The organism is Arthrobacter sp. UYCu511 (genome assembly GCF_040547105.1).
Lineage (GTDB): Bacteria > Actinomycetota > Actinomycetes > Actinomycetales > Micrococcaceae > Specibacter > Specibacter psychrochitiniphilus.
In genome coordinates, this window is record NZ_JBEPPB010000001.1 from 451,007 (window position 1) to 475,989 (window position 24,983).

General features: G+C 60.0%; 22 protein-coding genes. 13 read left to right on the plus strand and 9 right to left on the minus strand.

Annotated features, from left to right (window positions below):
• The first annotated feature begins 4 nt into the window (after positions 1-4).
• A complete protein-coding gene (locus ABIB48_RS02085) occupies positions 5-625 on the plus strand; it encodes an L-threonylcarbamoyladenylate synthase (protein WP_110106883.1) in 621 nt (206 codons plus the stop codon).
• Between the two features lie 162 nt (positions 626-787).
• On the opposite strand, the gene ABIB48_RS02090 is transcribed toward ABIB48_RS02085, so the two are convergent.
• Positions 788-2,650 (minus strand): family 20 glycosylhydrolase, encoded by a 1,863-nt coding sequence (locus ABIB48_RS02090; protein ID WP_354211677.1) that lies wholly within the window; start codon positions 2,648-2,650, stop codon positions 788-790.
• A 353-nt stretch (positions 2,651-3,003) separates the two neighbouring features.
• Between ABIB48_RS02090 and ABIB48_RS02095 the strand changes: the two genes are divergently transcribed.
• Positions 3,004-3,567, plus strand: coding sequence for a Dps family protein (locus ABIB48_RS02095; RefSeq protein ID WP_110106818.1), 564 nt, complete (start codon positions 3,004-3,006; stop codon positions 3,565-3,567).
• Positions 3,567-4,427 carry an SDR family oxidoreductase gene (locus tag ABIB48_RS02100; protein ID WP_308467726.1) on the plus strand — a complete coding sequence of 287 codons (861 nt, stop codon included), beginning with the start codon at positions 3,567-3,569 and terminating at the stop codon, positions 4,425-4,427. Before ABIB48_RS02095 ends, ABIB48_RS02100 begins: the two co-directional genes overlap by 1 nt.
• A 46-nt stretch (positions 4,428-4,473) precedes the next feature.
• Here ABIB48_RS02100 and hrpB read toward each other — a convergent pair whose 3' ends face one another.
• From hrpB to ABIB48_RS02115, 3 genes are all read right to left on the minus strand, one after another.
• Positions 4,474-7,209 (minus strand): ATP-dependent helicase HrpB, encoded by a 2,736-nt coding sequence (gene hrpB / locus ABIB48_RS02105; protein WP_502914087.1) that lies wholly within the window; start codon positions 7,207-7,209, stop codon positions 4,474-4,476.
• Positions 7,206-7,529 (minus strand): putative quinol monooxygenase, encoded by a 324-nt coding sequence (locus ABIB48_RS02110; protein WP_315915352.1) that lies wholly within the window; start codon positions 7,527-7,529, stop codon positions 7,206-7,208. The genes hrpB and ABIB48_RS02110 overlap by 4 nt, the downstream gene beginning before the upstream one ends.
• Positions 7,530-7,616: 87 nt before the next feature.
• A complete protein-coding gene (locus ABIB48_RS02115) occupies positions 7,617-8,297 on the minus strand; it encodes an MBL fold metallo-hydrolase (protein ID WP_315915351.1) in 681 nt (226 codons plus the stop codon).
• Here ABIB48_RS02115 and ABIB48_RS02120 point away from each other — a divergent pair.
• The gene (locus ABIB48_RS02120) at positions 8,296-8,904 is read left to right on the plus strand and encodes a pyridoxal-phosphate dependent enzyme (protein ID WP_315915350.1); all 609 of its coding nucleotides are present in this window, start codon (positions 8,296-8,298) and stop codon (positions 8,902-8,904) included. The genes ABIB48_RS02115 and ABIB48_RS02120 overlap by 2 nt on opposite strands.
• A 29-nt stretch (positions 8,905-8,933) precedes the next feature.
• Here the strand turns inward: ABIB48_RS02120 and ABIB48_RS02125 are convergent, their stop codons facing one another.
• The 4 genes from ABIB48_RS02125 to ABIB48_RS02140 all read right to left on the minus strand — a co-directional run bounded on the left by ABIB48_RS02125 (position 8,934) and on the right by ABIB48_RS02140 (position 12,723).
• A complete protein-coding gene (locus ABIB48_RS02125) occupies positions 8,934-10,439 on the minus strand; it encodes a flotillin family protein (protein WP_110106823.1) in 1,506 nt (501 codons plus the stop codon).
• A 118-nt stretch (positions 10,440-10,557) separates the two neighbouring features.
• Entirely contained in the window at positions 10,558-10,833 is a 276-nt protein-coding gene (locus tag ABIB48_RS02130) for a hypothetical protein (RefSeq protein WP_315915348.1), read from the minus strand.
• Between the two features lie 101 nt (positions 10,834-10,934).
• Complete coding sequence (locus ABIB48_RS02135) at positions 10,935-11,399, minus strand: GatB/YqeY domain-containing protein (RefSeq protein ID WP_110106824.1); 465 nt, start codon at positions 11,397-11,399, stop codon at positions 10,935-10,937.
• A gap of 247 nt (positions 11,400-11,646) precedes the next feature.
• Positions 11,647-12,723, minus strand: coding sequence for an NADH:flavin oxidoreductase/NADH oxidase (locus ABIB48_RS02140; protein ID WP_110106825.1), 1,077 nt, complete (start codon positions 12,721-12,723; stop codon positions 11,647-11,649).
• 91 nt (positions 12,724-12,814) lie between these two features.
• Between ABIB48_RS02140 and ABIB48_RS02145 the strand changes: the two genes are divergently transcribed.
• From ABIB48_RS02145 to ABIB48_RS02180, 8 genes are all read left to right on the plus strand, one after another.
• Complete coding sequence (locus ABIB48_RS02145) at positions 12,815-13,717, plus strand: metal-dependent hydrolase (RefSeq protein ID WP_354211683.1); 903 nt, start codon at positions 12,815-12,817, stop codon at positions 13,715-13,717.
• A 179-nt stretch (positions 13,718-13,896) separates the two neighbouring features.
• The gene (locus ABIB48_RS02150; RefSeq protein ID WP_354211685.1) at positions 13,897-14,565 is read left to right on the plus strand and encodes a phosphoribosylanthranilate isomerase; all 669 of its coding nucleotides are present in this window, start codon (positions 13,897-13,899) and stop codon (positions 14,563-14,565) included.
• A 92-nt stretch (positions 14,566-14,657) separates the two neighbouring features.
• Positions 14,658-15,824: an ROK family transcriptional regulator gene (locus ABIB48_RS02155; protein ID WP_110106828.1), complete on the plus strand. Its 1,167-nt coding sequence runs from the start codon at positions 14,658-14,660 to the stop codon at positions 15,822-15,824.
• 141 nt (positions 15,825-15,965) lie between these two features.
• Positions 15,966-16,844 carry an ABC transporter permease gene (locus ABIB48_RS02160; RefSeq protein ID WP_110106829.1) on the plus strand — a complete coding sequence of 293 codons (879 nt, stop codon included), beginning with the start codon at positions 15,966-15,968 and terminating at the stop codon, positions 16,842-16,844.
• Positions 16,845-16,853: 9 nt separating this feature from the next.
• Entirely contained in the window at positions 16,854-17,651 is a 798-nt protein-coding gene (locus ABIB48_RS02165; protein ID WP_110106830.1) for an ABC transporter ATP-binding protein, read from the plus strand.
• Positions 17,652-17,721: 70 nt separating this feature from the next.
• A complete protein-coding gene (locus ABIB48_RS02170) occupies positions 17,722-18,744 on the plus strand; it encodes an aliphatic sulfonate ABC transporter substrate-binding protein (protein WP_354211688.1) in 1,023 nt (340 codons plus the stop codon).
• A gap of 15 nt (positions 18,745-18,759) precedes the next feature.
• Positions 18,760-20,274: a sulfatase family protein gene (locus tag ABIB48_RS02175; RefSeq protein WP_354211690.1), complete on the plus strand. Its 1,515-nt coding sequence runs from the start codon at positions 18,760-18,762 to the stop codon at positions 20,272-20,274.
• Positions 20,275-20,340: 66 nt separating this feature from the next.
• Positions 20,341-23,184, plus strand: a complete 2,844-nt coding sequence (locus ABIB48_RS02180; RefSeq protein ID WP_170120982.1) for a family 20 glycosylhydrolase — start codon at positions 20,341-20,343, stop codon at positions 23,182-23,184.
• 386 nt (positions 23,185-23,570) lie between these two features.
• On the opposite strand, the gene ABIB48_RS02185 is transcribed toward ABIB48_RS02180, so the two are convergent.
• A complete protein-coding gene (locus ABIB48_RS02185; protein WP_354211693.1) occupies positions 23,571-23,969 on the minus strand; it encodes a DoxX family protein in 399 nt (132 codons plus the stop codon).
• 382 nt (positions 23,970-24,351) lie between these two features.
• On the opposite strand from ABIB48_RS02185, the gene ABIB48_RS02190 reads away from it, so the two are divergent.
• Complete coding sequence (locus ABIB48_RS02190) at positions 24,352-24,948, plus strand: NADPH-dependent FMN reductase (RefSeq protein WP_354211695.1); 597 nt, start codon at positions 24,352-24,354, stop codon at positions 24,946-24,948.
• Positions 24,949-24,983: the final 35 nt, after the last annotated feature.

The window sequence follows — 24,983 nt, forward strand, 5'->3', positions numbered from 1 at the left end:
GGGCATGGCTAAATTTTTCGATATCCACCCCCACGATCCGCAGGCGCGTTCTGTCAGCCAGATTGTGGCCATCTTGCAATCTGGCGGTCTCATTGCCTACCCCACTGATTCTTGCTATGCACTGGGTGCACAGCTGGGCAACCGTGAGGCATTGGAACGCATCCGCACCATCCGCCGCCTCGACAGCAAGCACCACTTCACGCTGGTCTGTAAAGATTTCGCACAACTGGGCCAGTTCGTCATGGTTGACAACGATATTTTCCGGACCATTAAGGCTGTGACTCCCGGTCCCTATACCTTCATCCTGCCGGCCACTAAGGAAGTCCCGAAGCGGCTGGCACACCCGAAGAAGAAAACTGTCGGGGTCCGCATTCCGGATAGCCGCCTGATCCACGACATCCTCGAAGAACTTGGCGAACCCATGCTTTCAAGCACCCTGCTGCTGCCTGACGAGGAAGAACCGTTGACGCAGGGCTGGGAAATCAAGGAAGCGCTGGACCACGTGGTAGACGCTGTCATCGATTCGGGTGACGTTGGCGCCGAACCCACCACCGTGGTGGATTTCTCCAGCGGATATGCCGAAGTAGTCCGCCGCGGCATGGGGGACCCCAGCCGCTTCGAATAGGAGGTCTCTCAGCTGGATGTTCCTCAGGCAGGGCGTTTAGGCCAGCGTGCCTTGCTGGCACAAAGGCAAGGGCCGCCGTCGTGTTCCCTCAAGAACGTCCGACGGCGGCTCTTACCTTGTGCGATTAACCCTGGTTCTCAGCCGGGTATTGCAGGCAGCATCTTAGTGAGCGCGTGCCCCTGAGCGTCGATTCCTGCGCGTCAGCCCGAAGAAAGCGGCCCCACCGAGCATGAATAGCGCCGCGGTGCCGAGGAGCATGTTGCTGGAGCTACCTGTCATGGCCAGGCCCGTCCTGGCCGTTGGACTGTTGGCAGGCACCATGGGCGCTGCAGTTGTCGGTGCAGCAGTTGTCGGTGCTCCAGTTGTGGGCGCTGCAGTTGTTGGTGCCGCCGTCTCCGGCGCCGGGTCAACGAGGGATACCTCCGCGTTCACTGCTGCAGGGGCAGCCCCCAGGCTCCTAGCAAGTGGTTCAAACGCGGCATAGCTGGCCACCAATTTTGGTGAGCCCCACATTTGCTGCGCGAAGGAATCCTGCCAGGCAAGGAACGCCGTTTCAACTTGCTGTTCTGTCAGCGCGGCAGGGTTGTCCGACCAGATGGAGAGGTGGGCACCCATCAGCGGCTTGTCCGCAGGGAGGTCATAGTCTCCACCATTGCCGGCAACTCCCATGAAACGCCGCGGATTCCAGCGCTCGTAAATACCTTCGGGGTTCTTATTGGGGCCTGTGCCCACGCCGTCGCCCGTCAGGATGAAGTACAGGTAGTCGCCATTGGCGTTGACCATGTCATAGCCGGCATCGGAGATCTGGCCTGCGTTTGGTTTGGAGTTGTTCCAACGAATCCAGCCCTCAACCTCAGCTGACTTATCCAAGTCTAGGATTCCTTCACCGGGATAAACATCATCATTCCAGACCTTGGCGGTCTTGTTCTTAGTCTTGAGCAGGGCGATCAGATCATTCATGTACCACTCATAACCATCAAGAATAGTAGCGCCAGGACCCACCTTTTCGGCAGCGAAACTGAGCAGCTGTGGCGCGGAACTTGCCGTCACGGTGTCAGGGCCATTGCCCTGCCAGGGTGCGGGGAAGAATTCGTCGCCCCCTAGATGGAAGTACTTACCGGGGAAAAGATCAGCCATTTCGCCCACCAATTCCTTCATAAAAGCCCGGGCTTCAGGGATGGAGTAGTCAAGGTGGCTATTCAGGGTCTGGCCGTTCCTCAACGTCAGCCGCCACTCGGGGTGCACCTTCAAAACGTGATCCAAATGGGCTGGCGAGTCAATGTCCGGTACCACCTCGATGTGGTACCTGGCAGCCGTTGCCAGCAGGTCCCGCACATCGTCCTGGCTCCAATGTTCAGGGGAGACAATCTCAGGGTGAGTTTTGGATTCAATCCGGAACCCCACGCCGTCGTTCATGTGGAACTGCAAGGTGTTCAGCTTGCGGTAGGACATGCTGCGCATGAGCTGCTCAGCCCACTCCGGTGAGTAATACTTGCGGGCCATGTCCACCATGACACCGCGCTGAACATAGGCCGGCCAGTCGGTGACGGTGCCCGAGTAATTATCCTCAGTTCGGAGCACCTGCAGCAGCGTCCTGCTCGCGTAAAAGGCCCCGGCGGCATCACTTGCGCGGATCTGGAGACCGTCATTGACGGTGATCTCATAGGCTTCCGCCGTGTTGTTGTGGACTTTCGCCAGGGTGAGGTGGATGTCATCCGCATCGACGGGCCCGCCCAGTACTGTCTGGGCAGGTGCACCCAGGTGTCCCTCAGAAGCCAACTCATGAGCCAGCGTGGTGGCTTCTTGGCCAAGCTCTGTGGCGAAGGCCGGGTCCACCACAATCCGTGTGCCAGGCAGCGGGCTCCACGCCGTGACGCCGGGTTCAAAGGTCTGCACATTGGGAACCAGCGCCGCCGGAGCGGGCAGGGTCTGCTCCGCAGCAAATGCCAGTCCCACCGGAATGCTCGAGCAGGCCAGGACAGATGCTGCGGCCATGATGGCCAGCTTTCGATTCAATGAGGGCATGCGGGCAACTCCTGAAAGCCAACGACTAAAAATGTGGCACTAGATGATCAGATATGAAACATTCATAGTAAAACTACGGTCTTGCGATCAGGAAGGTGCAATTGTGACGTGGGCAACTAGACCCTATTCCGGCGGTGCTGGTGAGTGCACGGTTCTTCCCGCGCCGCCCAGATCCCCAGGTGCTGATCAACACCGCGCTGCCCAGACTGCTGAGACAGGGCTGACACATTGGAGCCCGCTATTGCGTGGCTCTAGATCTTCGGCTCCGTTGTGGTTAGCGTGGGAGTGGTTGGAATGAATGCTGCTCCGGCCTCAAAGAGTCCACACGAGCATCAAAGAACAAGGGAGTTGCCATGGTCACCAAGAGAACAGCCCATGCGGGATACACGGTTCCGGGCCTTACGTTGCAAGACGGCCATAAGATGGCCACCTTGCTTCAGCCCCGTCTCCACGCCCTGAACGATCTGCAGTTAACGCTCAAGCATGCGCATTGGAATGTGGTGGGCAGGGACTTCATCAGCGTCCACGAGATGCTTGACCCCCAGATTGATCTGGTGCGGGCCATGGTGGATCAGACGGCAGAACGGATTGCCACCTTGGGTGTCTCCCCCAACGGCCTGCCCGGCGCTCTCGTGTCCGCACGGTCCTGGGACGACTACTCGATTGGGAGGGCGCACACCTCAGCCCACCTTGCCGCACTGGATCTGGTGTACACCGGCTTCCTCAAGAGCCACCGCGAGACTCTGGCGAAGGTGGGCGCCCTGGATCCGATCACCGAGGATATGCTCATCCAGCAGTGCGCACAATTGGAGTTGTTCCAGTGGTTCATGCGCGCACACTTGGAGGACGACGACGGGGACCTCGCCAGTGCCGGGAGCAAGACCGAACGTTCGGCGGCGGCCAAGGCGCCAAAATAGTGCCGATTCAACACACTGCCGCAGGTGCCCGTACCGATTATCCACGCACCGCCATTGTTACGGGCGCCGACTCTGGCATAGGCAAGGCCACGGCCATTGCCTTGGCCGGTGCGGGGCATGATGTTGGGTTTACTTGGCATGACGACGAGGCCGGAGCCGCCGATACCGCCAGGAGCATTGAAGCCCTGGGTCAGCGTTCTCATGCCGCGTGGTTGGACACGAGGAACTTCGCAAGCTGTGCCCCCGTGATCACGGATCTGGCTACTGCGCTGGGCTCGTTGGGCGTGTTCGTGAACAATGTGGGCATTGGTTTGAACAAGTCCGTCATAGACACTGAACTCCAGGAGTGGCAACGGATTCTGGACACCAACCTCAACGGCGCTTTCTTGTGTATGCAGGCAGCCGCGAAGATACTAGTCGCCGGCGAAAAAGGGGGCCGAATGGTGGTGGTCACAAGCATTCATGGCCATCAGCCACGGTTTGGCTTTGGTGCGTATTGCGCCTCTAAATACGGTCTGGACGGCTTGACCAAGACGCTCGCCTTGGAACTTTCCGGCCATGGCATCAACGTCAACGCCGTGGCACCGGGTGAGATTGCCACGCACTTGCCTGTGACTGAGAGCCGGCATCCGCATGAGATCCCGCGCCCGGGAATCCCTTTGGGCTATGGCGGTACAGCCGAGGAGGTGGCTGCTGTCATCACCTTCTTGGCCTCCCCCGCGGCAAGTTACGTCACGGGGGCCAGCTGGGAGGTAGACGGCGGCATGGCCGAAGTGGGCGCCCAAGCCAGCTCGCACTTGACCAACAACGATTGGCGGGAGGCCACAAGAAGTGGCACCAGCCAAGCTTCCGAGGAATGAATCAGAACAGTGTGAATCTAAACAGTGCGAACCGGAACAGGCTGATTCAGGACATGCGCTTCTTGACCTTGGCGGTTGCCGGAGCGCTCCATGGATCTTCGGGCCAGGGATGTTTGGGATAGCGCCCACGCATCTCGGCCCGGACCTGTGCGTAAGGACCACTCCAGAAAGAGGCTAAATCACCCGTCACGGCCAGCGGCCTGCGCGCGGGTGAGAGCAGATGGAACAGCACCCGCACCCTGCCGTTGACCAGATGGGGAGTCTCTGCCAGCCCAAAGCATTCCTGTAGCTTAACGGCCACCACGGGAGGGCCCTCCTCGGATACTGCGGGGTAGTCGATCCGGATCTGGGAACCGCTCGGCACGGCCAGCGATTCAGGGGCCAGCTCGGCCAGACGCGATGCCTCGGGCCACGGTAAGAGCCTGCGCAGCGGATCTGTCAGTGAAAGCGCGGACAACGCACGTCCCCCGGCAACAGCCTCAAGTTCCGGCCCGAGCCAGTCCGGCAGGCGGGCCAGTAGCGCCTTATCGCCAACGTCCGGCCACGGGGATCCCACCACACGGTGCAGCAGCGCCATGCGGCGGCGCAACATATCCGCGCTGCCCTGCCAGTTCAGCAAGCCTAGGCCCTCCTTGGCCAGCGCTGCCGCCACCGCCTCACGTCCTTGCGCGGCGGTCGCCTTCACGGGGGTAGAAGCGAGGATGATCGCCCCAAGCCGGCGCTCCCGCCGGGCCGAGACCCTACCGCTGTTAAACGTTGCCACCACGGAGTCCTGGAGCAGATGTGCTGCCACGATTTCCACGAGCCCCTGATCCAGCGGCGCCGCGGAACGGATGATGGCGCCCGTGCCAGCAGCATCACGGCCCTGCGCACGGGCAACATCAGCCACAGCCAACCACTCGTGCCCCGTCAGCGCACTGCCCGCAGGCAGGCCGGCCCGGGTGCCGGAGGAAAGCAAATATTGCGCACCGGCGGCGTTGGGGACCAGCCGCGCCACCTTATCAGGAAAGGCCAGCCCGACGACGAACCCCACCACATCAGCCCGCCCCACCGGTGGAATTGAACCGGTGGAAAGAGGCCCAGCGGGCATGGAGCCAGGGAGGATTGGATCGGCGGGGATGGAACCAGCAGTACTTGTGCCTGCGGCCGTGTCCTTCTCCGGCTTGCGGGCGTCCTTGTGCACGAGTTGTTCGAGCCGGCGCACCTCCTGGTTCCAGCGGCGCGCAGCTGAGTCCCCTGATGAACGCAGGCCGGCGCGCATGGGGGAAAGTAGTGCCGGCAGATCGGCGCCGGGAGCCCTCCCGTCGCCGGATACCAGGGCCACAATTTCGGCGGCCGCCGTGGCGCCTACCACGGAGGCTCCGTTGAGTAGCGCACGGGCCAGGCGGGGATCGGCGGGAATCTCCGCGAGTGTCTTGCCAAGTGCCGTGGCGTGTCCTGTGGCATCAAGGGCACCCAGGCCCGTCAGGGTGTCCACGGCCATAGCCATGGACTGAGCGCTGGGGGCATCGGGCAGCCGCAGGCCCACTCCCCCGGGGGCACCCCAGCATGCCAACAGCAGGGCTGCGGCACTGAGATCGGCAACAGCAATCTCAGGCATGGGGTGGGCCGGTGCCGCGGCAAAAGTCTTTTGGTCGTAGCAGCGCACCACGGTTCCTGGACCCAGCCGGGCTGCGCGGCCCGCACGCTGTTCGGCCGAGGCTCGTGAGGTGGAAACCGTAACGAGCCCCGTCATCCCCCGCACCGCGTCACGGCGGGGCTCGCGTGAGAGACCGGAATCAATCACTAGGCGCACCCCCGGCACCGTCAGCGAGGACTCCGCCAAGGAGGTCGAAACAATGATGCGCGGGGCTCCGCCAGGCTCCCGTGCCGAAACGGCACGGTCCTGCTCCCGGGCCGAGACCTGGCCGTGCAACTCCAGCACCTCCGTCCCGTGAGTGGATGAGCGCAGGCGGGAGGCAATGTGGGAGACTTCCCAGGCGCCGGGAGCGAACACGAGCGCGTCAATCTCATGGTTCTCGGCGACGGCGCGTGCATGGAAGGTGGCGGCCGTGTCAGCAACATGGTCAAGGAAAGCGCGGGTGATTCCGCGCTGGTCAAGGCGGGGCTGGGCAGGAGGCGCCCATTTAACCTCGAGGGGGAACAGCGCCGAGGGGCAGTCAACCACGGGAGCCGGGGACCCGGCGTCGTCCGGGCCCAAGAGCCGGGCAAAACGGGCCGCATCCAGCGTGGCTGACATGGCCACAAGGCTCAGATCGCCGCGTAGTTGCCGGACTTCGCCCAGCAGGCCCAGCAGGAGATCGGTGTCCAGACCGCGCTCGTGGACTTCGTCAAGGACCACAGTGCTGACGCCTTCCAGCCCCGGGTTGTGCAGCAGGCGGCGTAGCAGGATCCCAGGGGTGAGGAATTCAATGATGGTCTCGGCGCTCACCCGGCTTTCCCCGCGCACGGTGTAGCCAACCTTGCTTCCGAGAGCGCTCCCATCCAGGCTCGCCAAGCGGCGGGCGGCGGAGCGGACGGCTACCCGGCGAGGCTGGGTCACCAGGATCCGCTGTGAGGAACTCGCAGCGAAAACGTTGGCGGCCAGGGGCGGCACCAGGGTGGTTTTACCCGTGCCCGGAGGTGCCTGAACCACGGCAGAAGCGCCCCCGTCTGCGGCGGAGGCGAGGACGGTGGCCAGCTCGGGCAGTGATTGGGCAAAGACCAGCCCCTGCCCAATCGCAGCAAGGTTAAAGGGCCCCTGCGGGAGATGCCCCACAGCGGGCGTAGACAGGGAACTCAACTGATCTGAAGTTCGCCCATCTCGCCCCAGGAATCGCCCTCAACCTTGCGCGAAACAATCTTTGGGGTAGAGATTAGTGCCGGGCGCATGGTCTCTAGCCCTGCCTTGAAGTGGTCGCTGTTGACGTGGGCTCCGGCGGCGTCGTCGTCCAGGAACGCCTCAATCAAGATGAACTCATGGGGGTCAGCGACGCTGCGTGACCAGTCAAACCAGAGATTGCCCGGTTCGGCGCGGGTTGCCTCCGTGAAGGGGCCCACACGCTCCATGAACGTGGCGGCGGACTCGGGCTTGACTTGAAATTTCACAACAATGAAGTACATGCTGACAAGTCTAGGCCAGTGCCGGAGCCACACCCTGCCCCTTGCTGGCGTTGTAGCCCCGTTGCGAGCTAGCTGGCTACGTTCTGTTCACCAGCCGCGCTCTCGCCACTGCGGCAAGGAAGACCGTTCGGCACCCAGAGTGGTGCCATCCCCGTGTCCGGGAAGCACCTGTGCGGAGTCAGGATAGGGGGCGAAGAGGCGGTCCTTGACGTCGTCAAGCAATTGTGTGAAGCGCACCGGATCCGCTCCCGTATTCCCCACGCCGCCGGGGAACAAGGAATCACCGCTAAAGATGATGGGGGCACCGCCCTTCTCGGCCGTCAGGACAAAGGCTATAGAACCCGGTGTATGGCCGCGCAGATGAACTGCTTCCAGGGTGATGCCGTCCACGGAAAGGATGTCACCATGGTGCAGGGGGCGATCGGTAGAAACCCCGCATTCTGCGGCGATTCCCTCAACATCTTCAAATCCAGCTGCCGTTGGCACCCCTGTTTGGGACACGAGCGCCCCCAGCGCCCGGACATGATCCCAGTGCTGGTGCGTGGTGGCGATCATGGCCAGGTGTGGCACTACCCCGCCCGGGGAATCGTGTGCAGCGTCCGCAATAAGACTATTGATGGCGGGGAGGTCATCCGCGGCGTCAATGAGAATTTGTGCACCCGTAGCCTTTGCCGTAATCAGGTAGACGTTGTTGGCCATCCCGGACACCACGGTGCGGCGCACTGTGTGGGACGGCAGATCGTAAAGAATAGAGGCAGCTTCAGTCATGCGCACCAGCTTAGCCGGGCATCCGCGGTTGCGGTTGAACGCTGGGCCAACTCGACGCCATGCACTCACTGGACCTAACCTGTGGTGGAGTCCTACCTGGGGCGGAAACGCGGGCCTGGCCAATGCCAGTGCTGCAGCAGCCCTGGGCGTGCCATCAACTGTCTTTGTCCCGCTCACTGCTCCGGCAGTGAAGGTGGCCGCGCTGGGCAAGGTGGGAGCCGCCGTCGTACAGGAAGGCACAGAGTATGTGGACGCCTACCAGCGGGCCATGGACTTTGTGGCCGCCAGCGGTGCACTCTATTGCCACGCCTACGATCAGCCTGAGATTGCCGCTGGTGCCGGAACCATTAGTTTGGAACTTGAAGAACAGCTCGACGGCGTGGACACTGTCCTTGTTGCTGTGGGCGGCGGCGTTGAAAGTGTTCTGGTCAGTGATGAGCAGATCGCTGCGGCACGCATTTTCCTGTGGGAAAACTACCGCATAGTGCTTGAAAATGGTGCCGCCGCGGCCTACGCTGCCCTGCAATCCGGAGCCTATGTACCGCGCAGTGACGAACGTGTTGCCGTCATACTGTGCGGTGCAAACACCGATCCTGCAGGGCTGTAGACCGCGGCGCAGTGGAACGTGCGCGGCGGCTAGTTCCGTTCCGAGTTCAGGTCCGTGGCAATGCCGCCGCCCTCATGACTCTTGCCGTTCTGAGCGTTCTTGCCAACCATGCCCTGAATGAGCCCAATGATGTCCAGACCCGTGGAGTCCTTGATCAGCTGGGTGGTTTCTTGGACACCGCTGGAGACATTCTTGCTCAGCTGGCTCGCACCGTCGTTGGAAATAACTGTCATGTCCTTGATGGCAGCCATGGGAGCGGCCACCTCGCGGGCCATGGCAGGGAGCACTTCCAGAACCTTGCTGAGGATGGCTGCCTCGTTGAACTTCTCGTAAGCTTCAGCCTGCGCGGCGATGCCGGCGGCCTCTGCCACACCCTTGGCCTCGGTGGACTCGGCCTCAGCCTGTCCCCTAGATTTGATGACGGCGGCATCTGCGCGTCCGCGAGCCTCGATGACTGCTGCGTCAGCGTTGCCTCGCGCCGTGTTGGCTGCAGCGTCAGCCTCGGCAGCCACCCTGTCACCCTCAGCGGTCAGTTTACGCTTGGCAAGTTCAACCGTGGCCTCAATTTCAGCGGCTTCAGAGGCGCGGCGCCGTTCCTCCAACTTGGCATCAGCTTGTTGGATCAGACGGTACTTCTCGGCATCTGCGGGCTTGCGCACCTCAGTGTCCAGCTCCCTCTCGCGCAACTCGGCACGGCGCAGGGCAACCTGCTGGTCCCGAATGATAACCTGCTCCTGCTGCTCGGCTGCAGCTAGCGGACCGGCGGCGTCGGCTCGTGCCTGGCGGGCATCTGCAACTTCCTTGAGTTCGGCACGCTTGATGATCAGCTGCTGCTGTGCCAGGGCCACTTGTTCATCAGCAATGGCCTTGGCCTGCTCGGCTTCTTGGAGGAACTGGGCCTCTGCGATCTTGGCATTCTTCTCGGCCAGGGCCGCCTCGGGGCGGCCCAGATTGCGCAGGTAGCCGGTCTCGTCATCTACCGACTGGATCTGGAAGGTATCAATCTCCAGGCCCTGGTTGTGCATGGAATGCTCCGCCTCTTCCTTCACGCTCTTGGCGAAGGTGGCACGGTCCTTGATGATGGATTCCACCGTCAAGGTGCCCACAATGGAACGCAGCGAACCCGAGAGGGTCTCTTGGGTGTAGTGGTCAATGGCATCCTGCTGATTCAGGAACCGCTGGGCAGCTTTGCGCACGGAATCTGCGTCGCCACCAACCTTCACCTGGGCCACACCCGTCAGATGCAGCTTGATGCCGTTCTTGGAAATAGCCTCGATCTTCAACGAAACCTGCCGGGAGGCCAAGGACAACGGGTAGGCGCGCTGGGTGAAGGGGTTGATGAAGATCCGGCCAAAAACCACACGCTGGCTGTTCGGATCCGGCTGGGCCTTATTATCCTTGGAAGAAATAACCAGGGCCTGGTCCGGGCTGGCAATATGCAGGGCCATCCGCGAAATGATGGCTGCAATAATAGCGAGCACCACCAGAACGCCGAGCCCAATGAACAATGGAATGAGCGTCAATACTGAGGACATGACACCTTTCAAATCTCGCGGCGGGCGCTGCTAAGACACTGACGTCCCGCCTGGTTCCTCCAATCCTACGGACACCAGAAGATTTCTCCACTTAGTGGAGTAACATGCCCCCGTATTGCTATTTCATACCGGCCGCCACGGGCACGTGCTCTACTGCGTTGCGCCGGTGGATGTTCTTGGCATTGCGGTTGAAACCCTTGACATCCATGTTGTTAGCCAAGCGGAAATCGGCAAGCGCCTGATCATAGATTTCATTCATTCGCCGGCCCGAGTATTCCCCTGTGGTGCCGTCGGTGAAGCTGATGGAAATCATGGTCTGCGCAGGAAAGTGCCTGCTCATCCGTACATATCCGTCGGTGTCTTGTGTGAGCTGAATCAAGGAGTTCCGTTCCATGGGCTGAGAGGGCGTGGCGAGTGTGGTGTTTGTTGCTTTTGTTTCGTTTGTTGCGGGCGCTGTGGGCAAATCCTGCTGGCTCGCACTACTGCTGGCGCGAACTACTGGAGGCGCGTGCGCACCATATCCGAGATGGCCTTGCCGTCAAAGCGGCCCGCGATTTCGGCCGTAATGGGCTTCATAGCCACACCCATTTGACGCATGGACAGCTCGCCCTGTTCAGCTTCAAGACCGCTGATGATCCGGTCCACGATTTCCTGTGCTTCGCCAGCGCTGAGAACCTGGGGCAGATAAGCCTCGATGACGCCGGCTTCAGCCAGCTCGGCTGCGGCCCGGTCAGATTCCCCGGCCTCAGTATAAATCTTGGCCGTATCGTGACGTTTGGCTGCTTCCTTCTGCAACAAGGTGATGACCTGAGCGTCATCAAACTCGATGGGGGTCTTGCCACCCTTTTCACGCGTTTCAATCTCACCCAAAACGTTCCGGACAGTAGTCAGGGCAATCTTGTTGCCGGCTTTCATGTGCGTGATCACGTCATTCTTGAGTTGCTGCTTCAGCGTGGACATTCTCTCCCCTAAATTTGTCAGGCTGCCGCTCTGCGGCCACCGCTTTCCATTATTCCACTCTGCGCCGGCCCATGGGTTCCGAACCTAGCCTGAACGCGGAAGTGCGAGCGGGCCCCAACACCGGGGCAAGTCATGGCTGGTAGAGGCCGGGCCTCTTGGACGGTGCCGGGCTGGGGAGCACCGGGCGGATTCAGGGAATGACGCTGTGTGAGGTGTTCGCGCCCCTCTCTTGATGAGTGCGCGGCCCTCATTTGATGGGTGCGCGGTGATACGGTGCCGGCTGATAGTGAACCTCCACGCCCAGCGCGGCAGCCGCCCGCAGCGGAAAGTTGGGATCACGCAACAATTCACGCCCCACCATGACCACATCGGCCAGCTCTGTGGCCACAATCTGCTCTGCCTGCTGGGCACTTGTAATGAGCCCCACGGCGGCCACCGGTATTTGCGCTGCTGTTCGGATAGCCGTGGCCAAGGGCACCTGGTAGCCGGGGCCCACAGGGATGCGTGCGGGAACGTTTCCGCCTGAGGAAATGTCCGCGAGGTCCGCACCGTGCTCGGCAGCCCAGCGCGCAACTCTCGAGGTGTCCTGAAGCCTCCAACCACCGTCCACCCAGTCAGTCGCCGAGAAGCGCACCAACACGGGTATGGAGGGGCCGACGGCGGCCCGGACGGCGTCGATGGTTTCCAGTAAGGCACGGGCTCGGTTACGCAGCGAGCCACCATAGTCATCGCTGCGCATGTTGGTCAAAGGTGAGAGGAATTGGTGCAGAAGGTAGCCGTGGGCGGCATGAATTTCGATCAGTTCAAACCCGGCCTCAACAGCCCGTGCGGCAGCGGCACCAAAGGCTGCGACTATCTGGGCAATACCTTCCGCGGTGAGGGCGGTTGGTGTGTCATAGCCGGGAAAGGCGAGTGCACTGGGCGCTAGGGTGACCCATCCGCCGTCGTCTTCGTGGACGGTCCCTTGACGCTCATCCCACGTGCGGAAGGTGGACGCTTTGCGTCCGGCATGTGCCAACTGGATGCCCGCCACCGCGCCCTGGCTGCGGATGAAGGCCACGATCCTGGCGAAGGCGTCACGTTGGGCGTCATTCCACAGGCCCAAGTCTTGCGGAGAGATGCGTCCTTCAGGAAGCACGGCCGTGGCCTCGGTAAACACGGCACCGGCACCGCCTTTTGCGAAGGATCCCAAATGCACCAGATGCCAATCCCCAGCCATCCCGTCCTGTTGTTCCGCCGAGTACTGGCACATGGGGGTAACCCAGAGCCGGTTGCGGACGGACACACCGCGCAGGGTGATCGATTCAAACAGTGCGCTTCTCATGGGGGAATACTACTGCGATGAGACTGGGATAAAGCCTTGAGAAACGCATGTGAGCGGCACCGCATGTTTTCTGCAGGCGCACTGAGTGTGAATGTCAGCCCCTACACATACCCTTGGTGCAGCAGGTTTTGTCCACGTAATGCGGGTTCAGAACGAAGACCCGAAAATGCAAGGACGTGCCCTCATGATGGGAGCCCACCACGCCGCCAGTGGAGCTGCCGCCTGGCTGGCCCTGACCACCTCGTTCGAGGTAGGACTAGGGCGCCTGGGACAGGTGGTTCCGGCATTACCGGAGACAGTCACCATTGGCATGGGCATGATGGATTTGACTCCAGCCTCTGTCATTGCCGGGGCCCTGGTGACCGCCGGTGCGGCCCTAGTGCCAGATGCTGACCACCGGCACGCAACCATAGCCCACTCCCTTCCACCGCTGTCTAACATCTTGTGTATCCAGGTGGGAAAGTTCTCCGGTGGCCACCGGCACGGCACACACTCCCTCCTGGGCCTGGCCGTCTTCGTTGCCATTGCTGCACTGGCTGGCATGTGGACCATGGAGCTGCCGGGCCACGGCATCATCTATCCGGGTGCCGGTCTGCTGGCTGTTCTACTAGCCTCCTTTGCCGCGAAGGCCCTGAAATTTATTCCCGACACCATGCGCAAGTTTCCATGGGTGGTGGGGATCGCCGTCGGAATCTTCGCTACCCTCTTTGCGCCGCAACACGCCTATTGGTTTCCGCTGGCTATGGGCTTGGGCGTCATCATCCACATCCTGGGCGACATGCTGACCACAGGAGGGTGCAATCTTATTTGGCCGCTGCGGATCAAGCCGCCGCGATTCCTGCGCAAGGCCCCGTTAGTGAAGAACATTTGGCGGCCCAACGGCAATATTGCGATCCCGCTTTTAGGTAACGCCGGTTCCGTTCGGGAATGGCTGCTCCTGATCCCCATCAGCGCCTATGTTCTTTGGAGTATCGCCGCCACCGTATTCTCCTAAGCGTGAAGGCATAGGCTACGCTACGGCCACACCCGCAACTTCAGTACACCGAGAATATGCACCGTCAAGATACTCGGGGAACTTAACACTGTTAACATGGCAGCTGAGCCAGCGTCGCTATGAATAGGTCCGGGCACCATCAACGAAGTCAGCATCAACGAAGAAGGAAGCGTGCACGGATGTATGTCAAGATTTGTGGTCTGCAAACGGCTGAAACCATTGCTGCGGCCGTAGCTGCCGGTGCCGACGCCATTGGTTTTGTCTTTGCCCCGGGCAGTCCACGGACCGTGAGCGCAGAATTGGTGGCAGAGCTGGGCCGCGAAGTACCGGCGGGTATTGAGATTGTTGGCGTGTTCCGGAACCAGCCCATTGACCAGGTTATAAAAATTGCGGCTCGGGCCCAAGTAGGCACCATCCAGTTACATGGTGAAGAGACGCTCCAAGACATGGCCCGGATCCACAACGCCGGATTCCAATCCCTACGGGCCTTCTCAGCACCGTTGTACAACAGCCTTTGCCCTGATGAAAAGATCGCGTGGGATGGTGAACGTCTCCTGCTGGACGCAGTTGAACCGGGTGCCGGGGTCACTTTTGATGCAGCCGTGTTGTCTGCAGGAAAGCCACATGGATTCTGGCTATTGGCTGGCGGTCTCAATCCACACAATGTTGCTGCGGCTGCCAAGGCCATGCAGCCCTCCGGAGTGGATGTCTCTAGCGGGGTGGAATCGAGCCGGGGCGTTAAGAGTGTCCACCTGATCCGTGATTTCATCACTGCGGCACGCTTAGAAATTACAACAGCAGCTGCCTCAGGGATGACCCAAGGATTACCTGAGGAATATAGACAATAGACTTTACATAAATAGCTCGCCCTGGTGCATAATGATGATTAAGGGGCACGGATTGCATCTTGCCCCGTTGAGATGAATGGGAAAGAGGGGACGTGCTTACACCTGACGACAGCGCCCTGCAGGCAGTCCGGCGCCGCCATGAGTTGCGCGTCTTGGAATCGCTTGCCACACACGGCAACCGCACACGGCGCGAACTTGAGACTGACACAAAGCTCTCCCGAACAACGCTTTCGGCCATTGTGGGCGAGTTGCGCGCCAGAGGAGTCATCACCGAAAGTGATCAGGAGTTCCATGGGCCTGGCCGCAGCGGGCGGCCCACCAAAGCCCTCACTCTGAACCCTAATGCGGGCGCTGCCGTTGGCATCGAGCTGGGCCGGCGGCGCATCAGTATCTCGGTCATGGGGTTTGACGGGTCCACCACCGCACGCGTCCGTAAGGACATTTCCTCGCTCCTGCCGCTCGAAGGCAAAGTCTTAGCGGCTGCGGATATGTTGCAAGAACTCATTAGCGCAGGCCGCATCAACGCCGAAACCAATATTGGCACAGCCGTTGGCATTGCTAGCCGCCACCCAAATCCCGCGTCACTTTCTGACGATCTTGAATTGCAAAGCGACCCGCAAGGCGCTTCGCTGGCCCCTCTGCGAGAGCTACTCCCCGCCCCCCTCCTGTGGGACAACAATATTAGGCTGGCGGCCATGGCTTACCGCAATAACAGTCAGGACCTGCTCTATGTGGTCCTCTCAGCGGGCCTTAGCTCCGCCGTCATCTCCAATGGATCGCTGATGCGTGGAGGCAACGGCATCGCCGGAGAGCTAGGCCATATCAGCGTTGACTTCGCTGGACCTCCCTGTTGGTGTGGCCGTCATGGCTGCCTGGAGAGCTATATTAACGAAGCAAACGTTCTGCTGGAGGCCGCACACCGGGGGCAAGCCTTTTCAACCATCGAAGCTATGGCATTGGCCGCTGCACAAGGCAATGGAATCGCCATCAATGTGGCCTCGTGGGCTGGTGAGCTTCTGGCTCGCGCCCTGATGAGCGCGTGTGTTTTGCTCGATCCCAGCCGCGTTGTCATTGCAGGTGAGCTTTCGCAATTTGGTGAACTCCTTCTTGAGCCCGCACGGCGCGCCTTCAGTGAGCAAAACCTTGACCTCGGACCGCAGAGCACAGAGATCAGCACAGCACCGTTTGCGCCCAGCGCAGGAAGCGACGGTGCAGCTCAAATGGCCCTTTTGCACTGGACCCAGGCCATCCTCAATTAGCGATGCGCAGGGCGCTTAGTAGCGCCGTTTCACTGAATACCAAAAGCTAAGTTTCGAACCCGTTCAGCCGCACACCACCGCATAACTGATAGTTATGTAAGGAGTGTTGACATCATGTGATCCATGCCATAAGTTTGATCCATGGCAGCAAAAGATACCTACATCGCGGTTGAAACACCACCCCTCGCTAGCGGCAGTCCAGCACCTGAAAACTCGCAGCAAAAACCCAAACCAGCATCCAGGAAGAGCCCTGCAACAAGCGGGCGCAAACTTGGCCGCAAGGCATTGCTGGCTATCAACTTTGGCTCTGTAGCAGCCGGGCTCGGAGCATGGACTGCTCTGTCAGCCGCAGGAGTTGTTGGCCTGCCTGGCCCCGTAGAAGTGCTGATCCGGGCCGGAGAGGTATTCGCTGACGGTACTCTCGCTGAAGATACCGGAGCATCCCTTGCCCGCGTTCTCAGCGGCTTCCTCCTTGGCAGTCTGCTTGCCGTTCCTGTTGGCTTCTTGATGGGTTGGTACCAGGTAGGCCGAGCCATCATTGAACCCTGGGTACAGTTCTTTAGAACCATTCCTCCACTGGCCCTACTTCCCCTTGTTATGGTCACCATGGGTATCGGTGAAACACCGAAGATCTTCGTCATCTTCTTGGCCGCATTCCTCTCCTGCGTGATCTCCACCTACCAAGGCGTGGTCAGCGTAGATAAGACACTCATCAATGCCGCCCGGGTTCTGGGCGCTGACTCAATGATCATCTTCCGCCGAGTGGTAGTTCCCGCATCCTCACCGTTCATCCTGGTAGGTATGCGTATTGGCCTCGGAGCAGGCTGGGCCACCGTTGTGGCCGCTGAACTGATCGCCGCCCCCAACGGTTTGGGTATGCGCATGCAGCAGGCCCAGCAGTTTTACGACATGCCCACAATTCTCGTGAACGTAATTGTCATCGGCATTCTCGGTCTACTCATGGACCGCTTGCTCTTGATGATCGAGGCCCACCTGACCCGCTGGCAAGAACGTCGCTAAGGAATAGCCATGACAACCACCACATCAAAAGCCATGATCCGCTTCGAGGATCTACGCCAGGAATTCACACTCACCGGCAACACCTTCACCGCTCTTGACGGCGTGAGCCTAGACATCGCCGACGGCGAATTTGTCACCGTAGTGGGCCCGTCCGGTTGCGGAAAATCCACCATGCTCAATGCCGCAGCAGGACTCCTTGACCCCACCAGTGGCCGGGTCATGGTTGATGACAGAGAAGTTGACGGACCGAGCACCCGAACCGGTGTCATCTTCCAGCAATACGCGCTTTTCCCGTGGCTAACCGTACGCAAAAACGTTGAGTTCGGGCTGGAGCTCAAGAAGGTTCCCGCCAAGGAACGCCGCGTCATAGTGGATCACTACCTTGAACTCGTGGGTTTGACCCGCTTCGCTGAAGCACTGCCGAAGGAGCTCTCCGGTGGTATGAAACAGCGGTGCGCCATTGCACGCGCCTATGCCGTGAACCCAGAGATCCTCTTGATGGATGAGCCCTTCGGTGCGTTGGATGCCTTGACCCGTGTGCACATGCAAGAACAGCTACTCAAGACCTGGACCCAAGAACGCCGCACAGTCATGTTCGTTACGCATGATGTTGACGAATCAGTTTTCCTAGCATCGCGAGTGATCGTCATGGCTGCCCGGCCGGGTCGCATCTTCAAGGAAATCAAGATTGACCTTCCCTACCCGCGGACCGAGGAAATGCGCCTCTCAGACGAGTTCGCTCGCCTACGCACCCAGGTTTGGGAAGCTGTCTACCACCAGCCCGGTGTGGCAGAAGCCCACCAATAAAAACTCGCTTCCCGCCTAGATCCCCTCATACCCCCTGCCCAGACTTGGGCAAAACTCTTCAGGAGAAACCATGAACAACCACGTCACACGCCGCAATGTCCTGCAACTCTCTCTGGGTGCCGCAGCAATCTCCCTACTAGCAGCCTGCGGCGCTAAGGCCGATGATGCCAGTTCTTCGAATGCAGCCAAGGAGCCCGTGGAGATCAAGGTTGGCTACATTGCCGACTACAACGGTGCAGCACTGATGGCAGTTGCCGATCAGGAAGGTTACTGGGCCAAGGCTGGCCTGAAGCCCAAGTACTTGCCGTTCACCAACGGCCCGCTGGCCATCCAGGCACTGGGCACCAACAACGTGGACGTGGTCTACATTGGCTCCGGCGCACTGTGGCTGCCCGCATCAGGAAAGGCTGAAATCTGGTCCGTTAACTCTGTCTCCAACGCGGACCGCATCATTGCACAGCCCGGGATCAAGACTCTGGCTGAGCTCAAGGGCAAGAAGGTTGCAGTGCCTACCGGTACTTCCGGTGACCAGCTGTTCAGCCTGGCCTTGGCCAAGGAAGGCCTGAGCCGCGAAGACTTCAAGGTCACGGCCATGGAACCGCCGGCCATTGTTGCAGCATTCGCTGCCGGCCAGGTTGACGGTGCCGCCTTGTGGTACCCGCTCATTGACAGTGCCAAGAAGGGTCAGCCGGACATGGTTGAGCTGTTCTCTAACGAGGACTTCATCGACACGCTCACGTTCCCCTCCACGTTCGTAGCCGCTCCGGGCCGCGCAGCAAAGGATAAGGACCTTGCCACCGGGTTCATCTCCATTGTCAAGAGCGCCAACGACTACCGGCACAGCAACCAGGAAAACACCATTGCCCTGACAGCTAAGTTCCTCAAGCTTAAGGAGGAAGACATGGCAGCCCAGGCCAGTGTGGCCAAGCTGTTCACCTCCCAGGAACTGGACAAGTTGTCCTCGGACGGCACCATCTACACCTGGTTGGATGGTCTCCAGCAGCAGTTCAAGAAGGATGAGAAGATCACCGAAATCTCCGATCCCAAGTCCTTCTACAACTCTGAACTGTTCGTCAGCACCCCAGCGGTCTAAGCCTCAGTGACTTCTGTGAACACCACTAAGCGCCAAAACATGCTGTTCCTCATGACGGATCAGCAACGCATCGACACCCTGGGATGCTACGGCAACACCTCACAGCACACTCCCAACCTGGACAGGCTAGCTGCGCGCGGAACAACTTTTGACCGGGCCTACACGCCTACGGCCATTTGCACCCCTGCGCGTGCCAGCCTGCTCACAGGCCTGCAACCGTTCGAACACGGATTGTTGGCCAACTACGAGTGGAATTCAGGCCACAGGGAGGAGCTCCCTGACGGGCTGCCTACTTTCTCTGCGGCGTTGACTGAGCAGGGATACCGGCTCGGTCACGTGGGCAAATGGCATGTTGGCAAGGATCGTGGACCCGATTACTACGGTTTTGAAGGAATTCACCTGCCGGGTGCTCTGAACGTCTTTGACGATCCGGGATACGAAGGCTGGCTTAAAGCCAACGGATATCCGGATTTCCACATCTCCAACCCTGTCTACACCACCCGGGCGGACGGCAGCCAAGGTCACTTGATCGCCGGCGTGACGGATCAGCCCACGGAAGCCACCTTTGAGGCGTTCCTGGCGGATCAGACCATCGCTAAGCTGCGTGAATTTGCTGCAGGTGCCTTGCAGGAAGAGTCAGGTGCAGAGGACGGCACACCGTTCTTCTTGTCCTGCCATATCTTTGGACCGCACCTGCCCTACCTGATTCCGCAACAGTGGTATGACATGGTTGACCCCTCCACCATTGAGCTGCCCGGTTCCTTTGCCGAAACGTTCCACGGCAAGCCGATGGTACAGCAGGCCTACGCCGAATACTGGTCCACGGACTGCTTCACCGTGGATGAGTGGAAGAAGCTCACCGCTGTGTACTGGGGCTACGTTGCCATGATCGACCATGAAATTGGGCGGATCCTGGACGTCCTTGACGAGCTGGGCTTGACGGACAACACGGCCGTCATGTTCACCGCTGACCACGGTGAATTCACAGGTGCTCACAGGCTCAATGACAAGGGCCCTGCCATGTATGAGGACATTTACCGCATACCGGCAATTCTGGCACTTCCCGGAGAAGCCGAACGCCGGGAAGACCGCTTCATCAGTTTGCTGGACTTCACTGCCACCTTCCATGAGATTGCCGGGGCGGACGCCTCCGGTGTCCGTGGACGGAGCCTGCTGCCACTGGCTCACGGAGAAGATGTGGAGGGCTGGCGCGAGAATATCCTGTGCGAATTCCACGGCCACCACTTCCCCTACGCCCAGCGCATGATCCGCAACAAGGAAGTGAAATATATTGCTAACCCTGAAGGCATCGACGAGTTTTACGACATGATCGCCGACCCTGACGAGCTCACCAATGTCATCAACGTCCCGATCTACAAAGATCGGGTTAGCACCATGCGCCGGGCAATGTACCGCCAACTCGTTGAGCGCGGCGACAAATTTGCCCAGTGGCTAGCTTTTGCAGGCGATATCCCGGCCCATGAACGTGTGCGCCCGGCCACCGCCGTCGAACGATTCATCACTGTGTAGTCTCACCCACTAACGGATGCCTCTTGCGGTCCAAGAGAAGTAAAGCGAGTATATCGATTGAAAGCATTGAAAAGAACGACGACGGCCGGGCTCGCCTGCGCTGCCGCCCTCGGTTTGTTTGCTGCGGTCCTACCCACAGCTTTTACCGCTCCCCCGGCCCAAGCGGCTCCGATTGTGGTGCCTCCCAGCGTCCCGGTGGAGTACCCGTCCAACCTGGCACTAACCGGAACGGTTACGGCCTCAAGTGTGGAGCCGGGGGCTGGGGCGGGGTTCACAGCTAACCTCATCAACGACGGGAACACAGGCACCCGATGGTCCTCAGCCTACGAAGATAACTCCTGGATCCAGGTGGAGTTGGAACAGGCCGGTCCCGTTGATCATGTGAAGATCGTCTGGCCCAATGCCGCAGCCCGTGACTACAAGCTGCAAACTTCTCTTGATGGCACGTCTTGGGCAGATGTGAAGACCATGACCTCCACTACCGGGCCGACCCGCACCGACGAGGTCACCCTGGGCGTGCCGAACACGAAGTTCCTGCGCATGCAGGGCGTTAAACGCTGGTCCACGTACGGATACTCGATCTCGGAGTTCGAGATCTATGCCAAACCCCAGCCGGTTCTCCCGGACAGCTTGGCTCTTGTGCCGATGCCGGTGGCCTCTGCTGCTACCGCTGATGGCACGTTCCAGCTGCTGCCAGGAAGCCGTATTGTGGCCTCAGGTGACGCCGTAGATGCTGCCAACTACTTCGCAGAAAAGGCACGCAAGAGCACCGGCTTCGCCTTGCCCGTGGTCAGTGGTATTGCTTCGGCCAGTGATGTTCAGTTCACGGTGGGAGCCGACCTCTCCGATGCTAAACCGGAAAGCTACACGCTGCAGGCTGACAGCAACGGGGTGAAGATCGCTGCGAACACTTCAGCCGGTGCGTTGAATGGTGTGCAAACACTGCGCCAGCTCTTCCCGCAATGGATTGAATCCGGCACCGCGGTCAACACCCCCTGGACCGTGGACAGCGTGGTCATCAGTGACTACCCTCGCTACGAACACCGCGGTGTGGGCATTGATGTGGCCCGTTCCTTCTACACAGTGGATGAAATGAAGGAGCACATCGATAACGCAGCCCAGTTCAAGATGAACGCCCTCCACATTCACCTCACCGATGACCAAGGCTGGCGAATCGCCATGGACCAGCCAACGGTGAACCCCTCCGGAATCAAGTACACGGACCTGACGGACATCTCCGGCAAGACCGCTATGACCACCAACCCGAGTCAGAGCGAACCAGGGCACACAGGCTTCTACACCAAGGACGATTATAAGGAGATTGTGAAGTACGCCGGGGACAACGGCATGGTGGTCATCCCGGAAATTGACATGCCAGGTCACACCACCGCGGCCCTGCACGCCATCCCGCAACTGAACTCAGCCAAGTCCGCCCCCAAACCGGCGCCCGGCAACTCCACACCTAACTCACAGGGCACAGGTGATGTAGGCGTCAGTTCCTTCGATTCGGATAACGACGCTACCTACGAATTCACCAAGGAAGTCCTGAAACAGCTTGCTGCCCTGACTCCTGGCCCGTACATCCACATCGGCGGAGACGAGTCCCATGTGACATCTACTGCCGACTACAACAAGATGATCGGCGCGTTCACCAAGCAGGTCACCGACGTGAACAAGCGTGTTATTGGCTGGAACGAATACGGTTCCGCTAACTTGCCGCCAAACTCCGTGATTCAGCTATGGGTTGGCGGTGGCCAGGGCGAATCAGACAAGATCATCAAGAATAACGCCAAAGTCATCCTCTCCCCCGCATCCAAGACGTACATCCCGCAGAAGCAGGATAATTCCGAGCAGTTTGGCGGAACCTGGGCCTGTAGTGGTGCACCTTGCACCTTGCAGACACACTATGACTGGGACCCAGCAAAATTCCTGCCCGGCATTGGCGATGACCGCATCCTAGGTGTAGAAACAGTCCAGTGGGGCGAATGGATCCGCGGCATGAACCAGACTGAAAGCTACCAATACCCGCGTACCCTGGCCACGGCCGAGGTTGGCTGGTCTCCGCAAGCCAACCGCAACTACGCAGACTTCACCAAGCGCGCGGCAACACTCGGTGGCCGCATGGCTCTTGAAGGGTTGAATCACTTCAAGACCCCTGGTATCAACTGGAGCACCGCCCCTGCAGCCCCTGAAACCGCCCCAGCCTTGGTGGATCCGGCAACACTTCCAGAGGTATCCCCCGTTGATTTAGGTGTTCCCTCCACCGAGTTCGACGGCGGCGAATACCTCACCTTGAAGAACCTCCCGGTCAATGCTTGGCTGCGCGTGGCCATCCAGAACACTTCCGCCACTGAACCCACGGCTCCAAAGAGCCAGTGGGTCCGCTCCAACGAGGCCGGTGAAGCACCGCTGGAGGTTCCCACCGGTCTTGAAGGCGGCAACTATGTGGTGACCGTTCAGAATGCTGCGGGTCAGCTCGCAGGGTTCGCCGCACTAGCCCTCGCAGAAGAAGCAGCGCCGGAAACTACTAAACCGGCAACTGCCCCAGCCACCACGGCGCCGGCAACCACGGAACCCACTAACGAGGCAACCGAGGAAGCCACCACGGCGCCGGCAACCACGGAGCCGACTAACGAGGCAACCGAGGAAGTCACCACGGATCCAACCGATGAGGCAACCACTGCTCCGGCCACCACGGATGCCACGCTCACCAGCCCGGCCACGGGCGATACCGGTACCGTTCCCACCCGCGTGACGACGTCGCCCACGGCGTCGCCCACGGGAACCAGCGCAGATGAACTGGCCAGCACTGGCGCCAGCTCAACACTGCTGATGGGTGGTGCAGTCTTGGCGCTGCTCGCTGGTCTGGTCATCATGGCCGGATCACGCAGGCGCTCCAGCCAGCACTAAGTTACATCCCCACAAAGGGGCCGGTGTTTCAGACAGCCTTCCGTCTGAAACACCGGCCCCTTTGTGTTTGGGTGCGGCTGCTCGTTTCGACTTTTGTGGTGCCAATAACTGAAACCATCATGAAAGTGGCGCTGCCTAAGCTGATCGTTGAATTTCGCATCCCTCGGTCCGGACTGTCTTCGGGCTTGCGATGAGGCACATCTCGGCTCGCATGCCCTGAGCCGGACCGGTGGCATTCATGTCGTAGCCTGAGTTTCGCTAAGGATCGTGGTGGTTGCCACGTTCATGGGCAATTCTGAAGCAGAAGCTACCTCAAAACAGGATCGCTCCTACAGGCGGTACTTGAGACTTTTGGGTTCTTGCATGGCACGTAATGGTCAGTGCCACTAGCTGCGGCGAGCACTCCATGCCCACGCGACAAGTGGTACCTGCAAAGGCAGCCGCACGCTGTGTACGCGTTTGGCCGAGGCCGTCCCCCCCGGACCATACGCTCGCCGGAGCGCTGAAACGTGACCGGCGGTAAAGCCCATGAACATGATCGCCGTGGTGGTGGCCGCAAATTTTCGTGTGGCTGGGATCAACAAGCCAATGGCAGCCAGCGCCTCGGGCGCGGAGGAGACGATCACCCATTGGTGGCGGGTCATGAGTCCCAGTTTCCCGCCCTTGTCACTGCACAGGGATGGGGGAACCACCGGGTAGTAAAACTCCGGAGATCTAAGGTGATTCACTGAACTAGCGGCAAGCAGTGCCGCAAGTGCCCAAGCATTGAGTGTGGCTGGCTTCATGTCTCCATCGTTGCACGTCTACAGTGAATCCTGCACCGCAACCAGGCCATTTTCTCCATGAGAAGTCCCAACGCACCCCAACGATAATTGCAGGGAGGGAACCGAACTACCAACAGCATGGAAACTACTCGTAGCTCCAATTCCCTGCCCGCTGTAGCGGTTGCCCACCGTATGACCGGGCGGCGCATCCACCGGCGATTCGCTGGGGATGAGCGGCAAACCCCCGATTCTCCCCCACGGCAGCAGATGCCTCAACTGTGACGCTTCAGCTGCCTTCGAAGGTCACGGCATCGATGAAAAAGGGTGGGCAAGTGCCAGCCACGGGGATAGATTGAACGGGTGAGCGATCGCTCTCCGTATCGTCTGCCGAAAGGTTGTTCCGATGAGCTACAAAGTGGGCGTTTTCGTGGGCAGCCTGGCCTCCGATTCCATCAACCGAAAACTTGCAAGGGCGCTGTTGAAGTTGGCTCCGTCAGAACTGAGCCTGATCGAGATCCCGATCGGTAAGTTGCCACTGTACAGCCGCGATTACGACTCCGACTACCCACCGGAGGGGCGTGCATTCAAGAACGCCGTGGCCGCCGTAGACGCCCTAATTTTCATCACCCCGGAATATAACCGCAGTATCCCGGGCGCACTGAAGAACGCCATCGATTGGGGTTCCCGCCCCTGGGGCACCAACTCTTTTGCAAAGAAGCCTTCTGCGGTCATCGGAGCATCGACAGGGCAGGTTGGCACGGCTGTGGCGCAACAGCATTTGCGCAGCATTCTCTCCTTTGTGAATTCCCCGGAGATGGCGCAGCCGGAGGCATACGTACGGTTCACCCAGGGCTTGATCGACGACGACGGTAATGTCGCCACCGAGAAAACCACCGATTTTCTGCGGAATTGGTTGCAGGAATTTCATATTTTTGTGGTCCAAGTGGTTGGTGCACAACGGATTACACTGTCGCGGCAGGACAGGCTCGGTCCTGAATGAGATGCTGGCGCGAGTCCCTCCGGCACGCAGCTGTT

What these genes read in the sequence shown, in the direction of transcription:
- ABIB48_RS02190 (WP_354211695.1), top strand. Translation starts at nt 24,352, where the DNA reads ATGAGCTACAAAGTGGGCGTTTTCGTGGGCAGCCTGGCCTCCGATTCC.
- ABIB48_RS02170 (WP_354211688.1), top strand. Translation starts at nt 17,722, where the DNA reads ATGAACAACCACGTCACACGCCGCAATGTCCTGCAACTCTCTCTGGGT.
- ABIB48_RS02185 (WP_354211693.1), bottom strand. Translation starts at nt 23,969, where the DNA reads ATGAAGCCAGCCACACTCAATGCTTGGGCACTTGCGGCACTGCTTGCC.
- ABIB48_RS02135 (WP_110106824.1), bottom strand. Translation starts at nt 11,399, where the DNA reads ATGTCCACGCTGAAGCAGCAACTCAAGAATGACGTGATCACGCACATG.
- ABIB48_RS02160 (WP_110106829.1), top strand. Translation starts at nt 15,966, where the DNA reads ATGGCAGCAAAAGATACCTACATCGCGGTTGAAACACCACCCCTCGCT.
- ABIB48_RS02145 (WP_354211683.1), top strand. Translation starts at nt 12,815, where the DNA reads ATGTCAGCCCCTACACATACCCTTGGTGCAGCAGGTTTTGTCCACGTA.
- ABIB48_RS02085 (WP_110106883.1), top strand. Translation starts at nt 5, where the DNA reads ATGGCTAAATTTTTCGATATCCACCCCCACGATCCGCAGGCGCGTTCT.
- ABIB48_RS02165 (WP_110106830.1), top strand. Translation starts at nt 16,854, where the DNA reads ATGACAACCACCACATCAAAAGCCATGATCCGCTTCGAGGATCTACGC.
- ABIB48_RS02150 (WP_354211685.1), top strand. Translation starts at nt 13,897, where the DNA reads ATGTATGTCAAGATTTGTGGTCTGCAAACGGCTGAAACCATTGCTGCG.
- ABIB48_RS02090 (WP_354211677.1), bottom strand. Translation starts at nt 2,650, where the DNA reads ATGCCCTCATTGAATCGAAAGCTGGCCATCATGGCCGCAGCATCTGTC.
- ABIB48_RS02140 (WP_110106825.1), bottom strand. Translation starts at nt 12,723, where the DNA reads ATGAGAAGCGCACTGTTTGAATCGATCACCCTGCGCGGTGTGTCCGTC.
- ABIB48_RS02130 (WP_315915348.1), bottom strand. Translation starts at nt 10,833, where the DNA reads ATGGAACGGAACTCCTTGATTCAGCTCACACAAGACACCGACGGATAT.
- ABIB48_RS02125 (WP_110106823.1), bottom strand. Translation starts at nt 10,439, where the DNA reads ATGTCCTCAGTATTGACGCTCATTCCATTGTTCATTGGGCTCGGCGTT.
- ABIB48_RS02110 (WP_315915352.1), bottom strand. Translation starts at nt 7,529, where the DNA reads ATGTACTTCATTGTTGTGAAATTTCAAGTCAAGCCCGAGTCCGCCGCC.
- ABIB48_RS02120 (WP_315915350.1), top strand. Translation starts at nt 8,296, where the DNA reads ATGCGCACCAGCTTAGCCGGGCATCCGCGGTTGCGGTTGAACGCTGGG.
- ABIB48_RS02095 (WP_110106818.1), top strand. Translation starts at nt 3,004, where the DNA reads ATGGTCACCAAGAGAACAGCCCATGCGGGATACACGGTTCCGGGCCTT.
- ABIB48_RS02115 (WP_315915351.1), bottom strand. Translation starts at nt 8,297, where the DNA reads ATGACTGAAGCTGCCTCTATTCTTTACGATCTGCCGTCCCACACAGTG.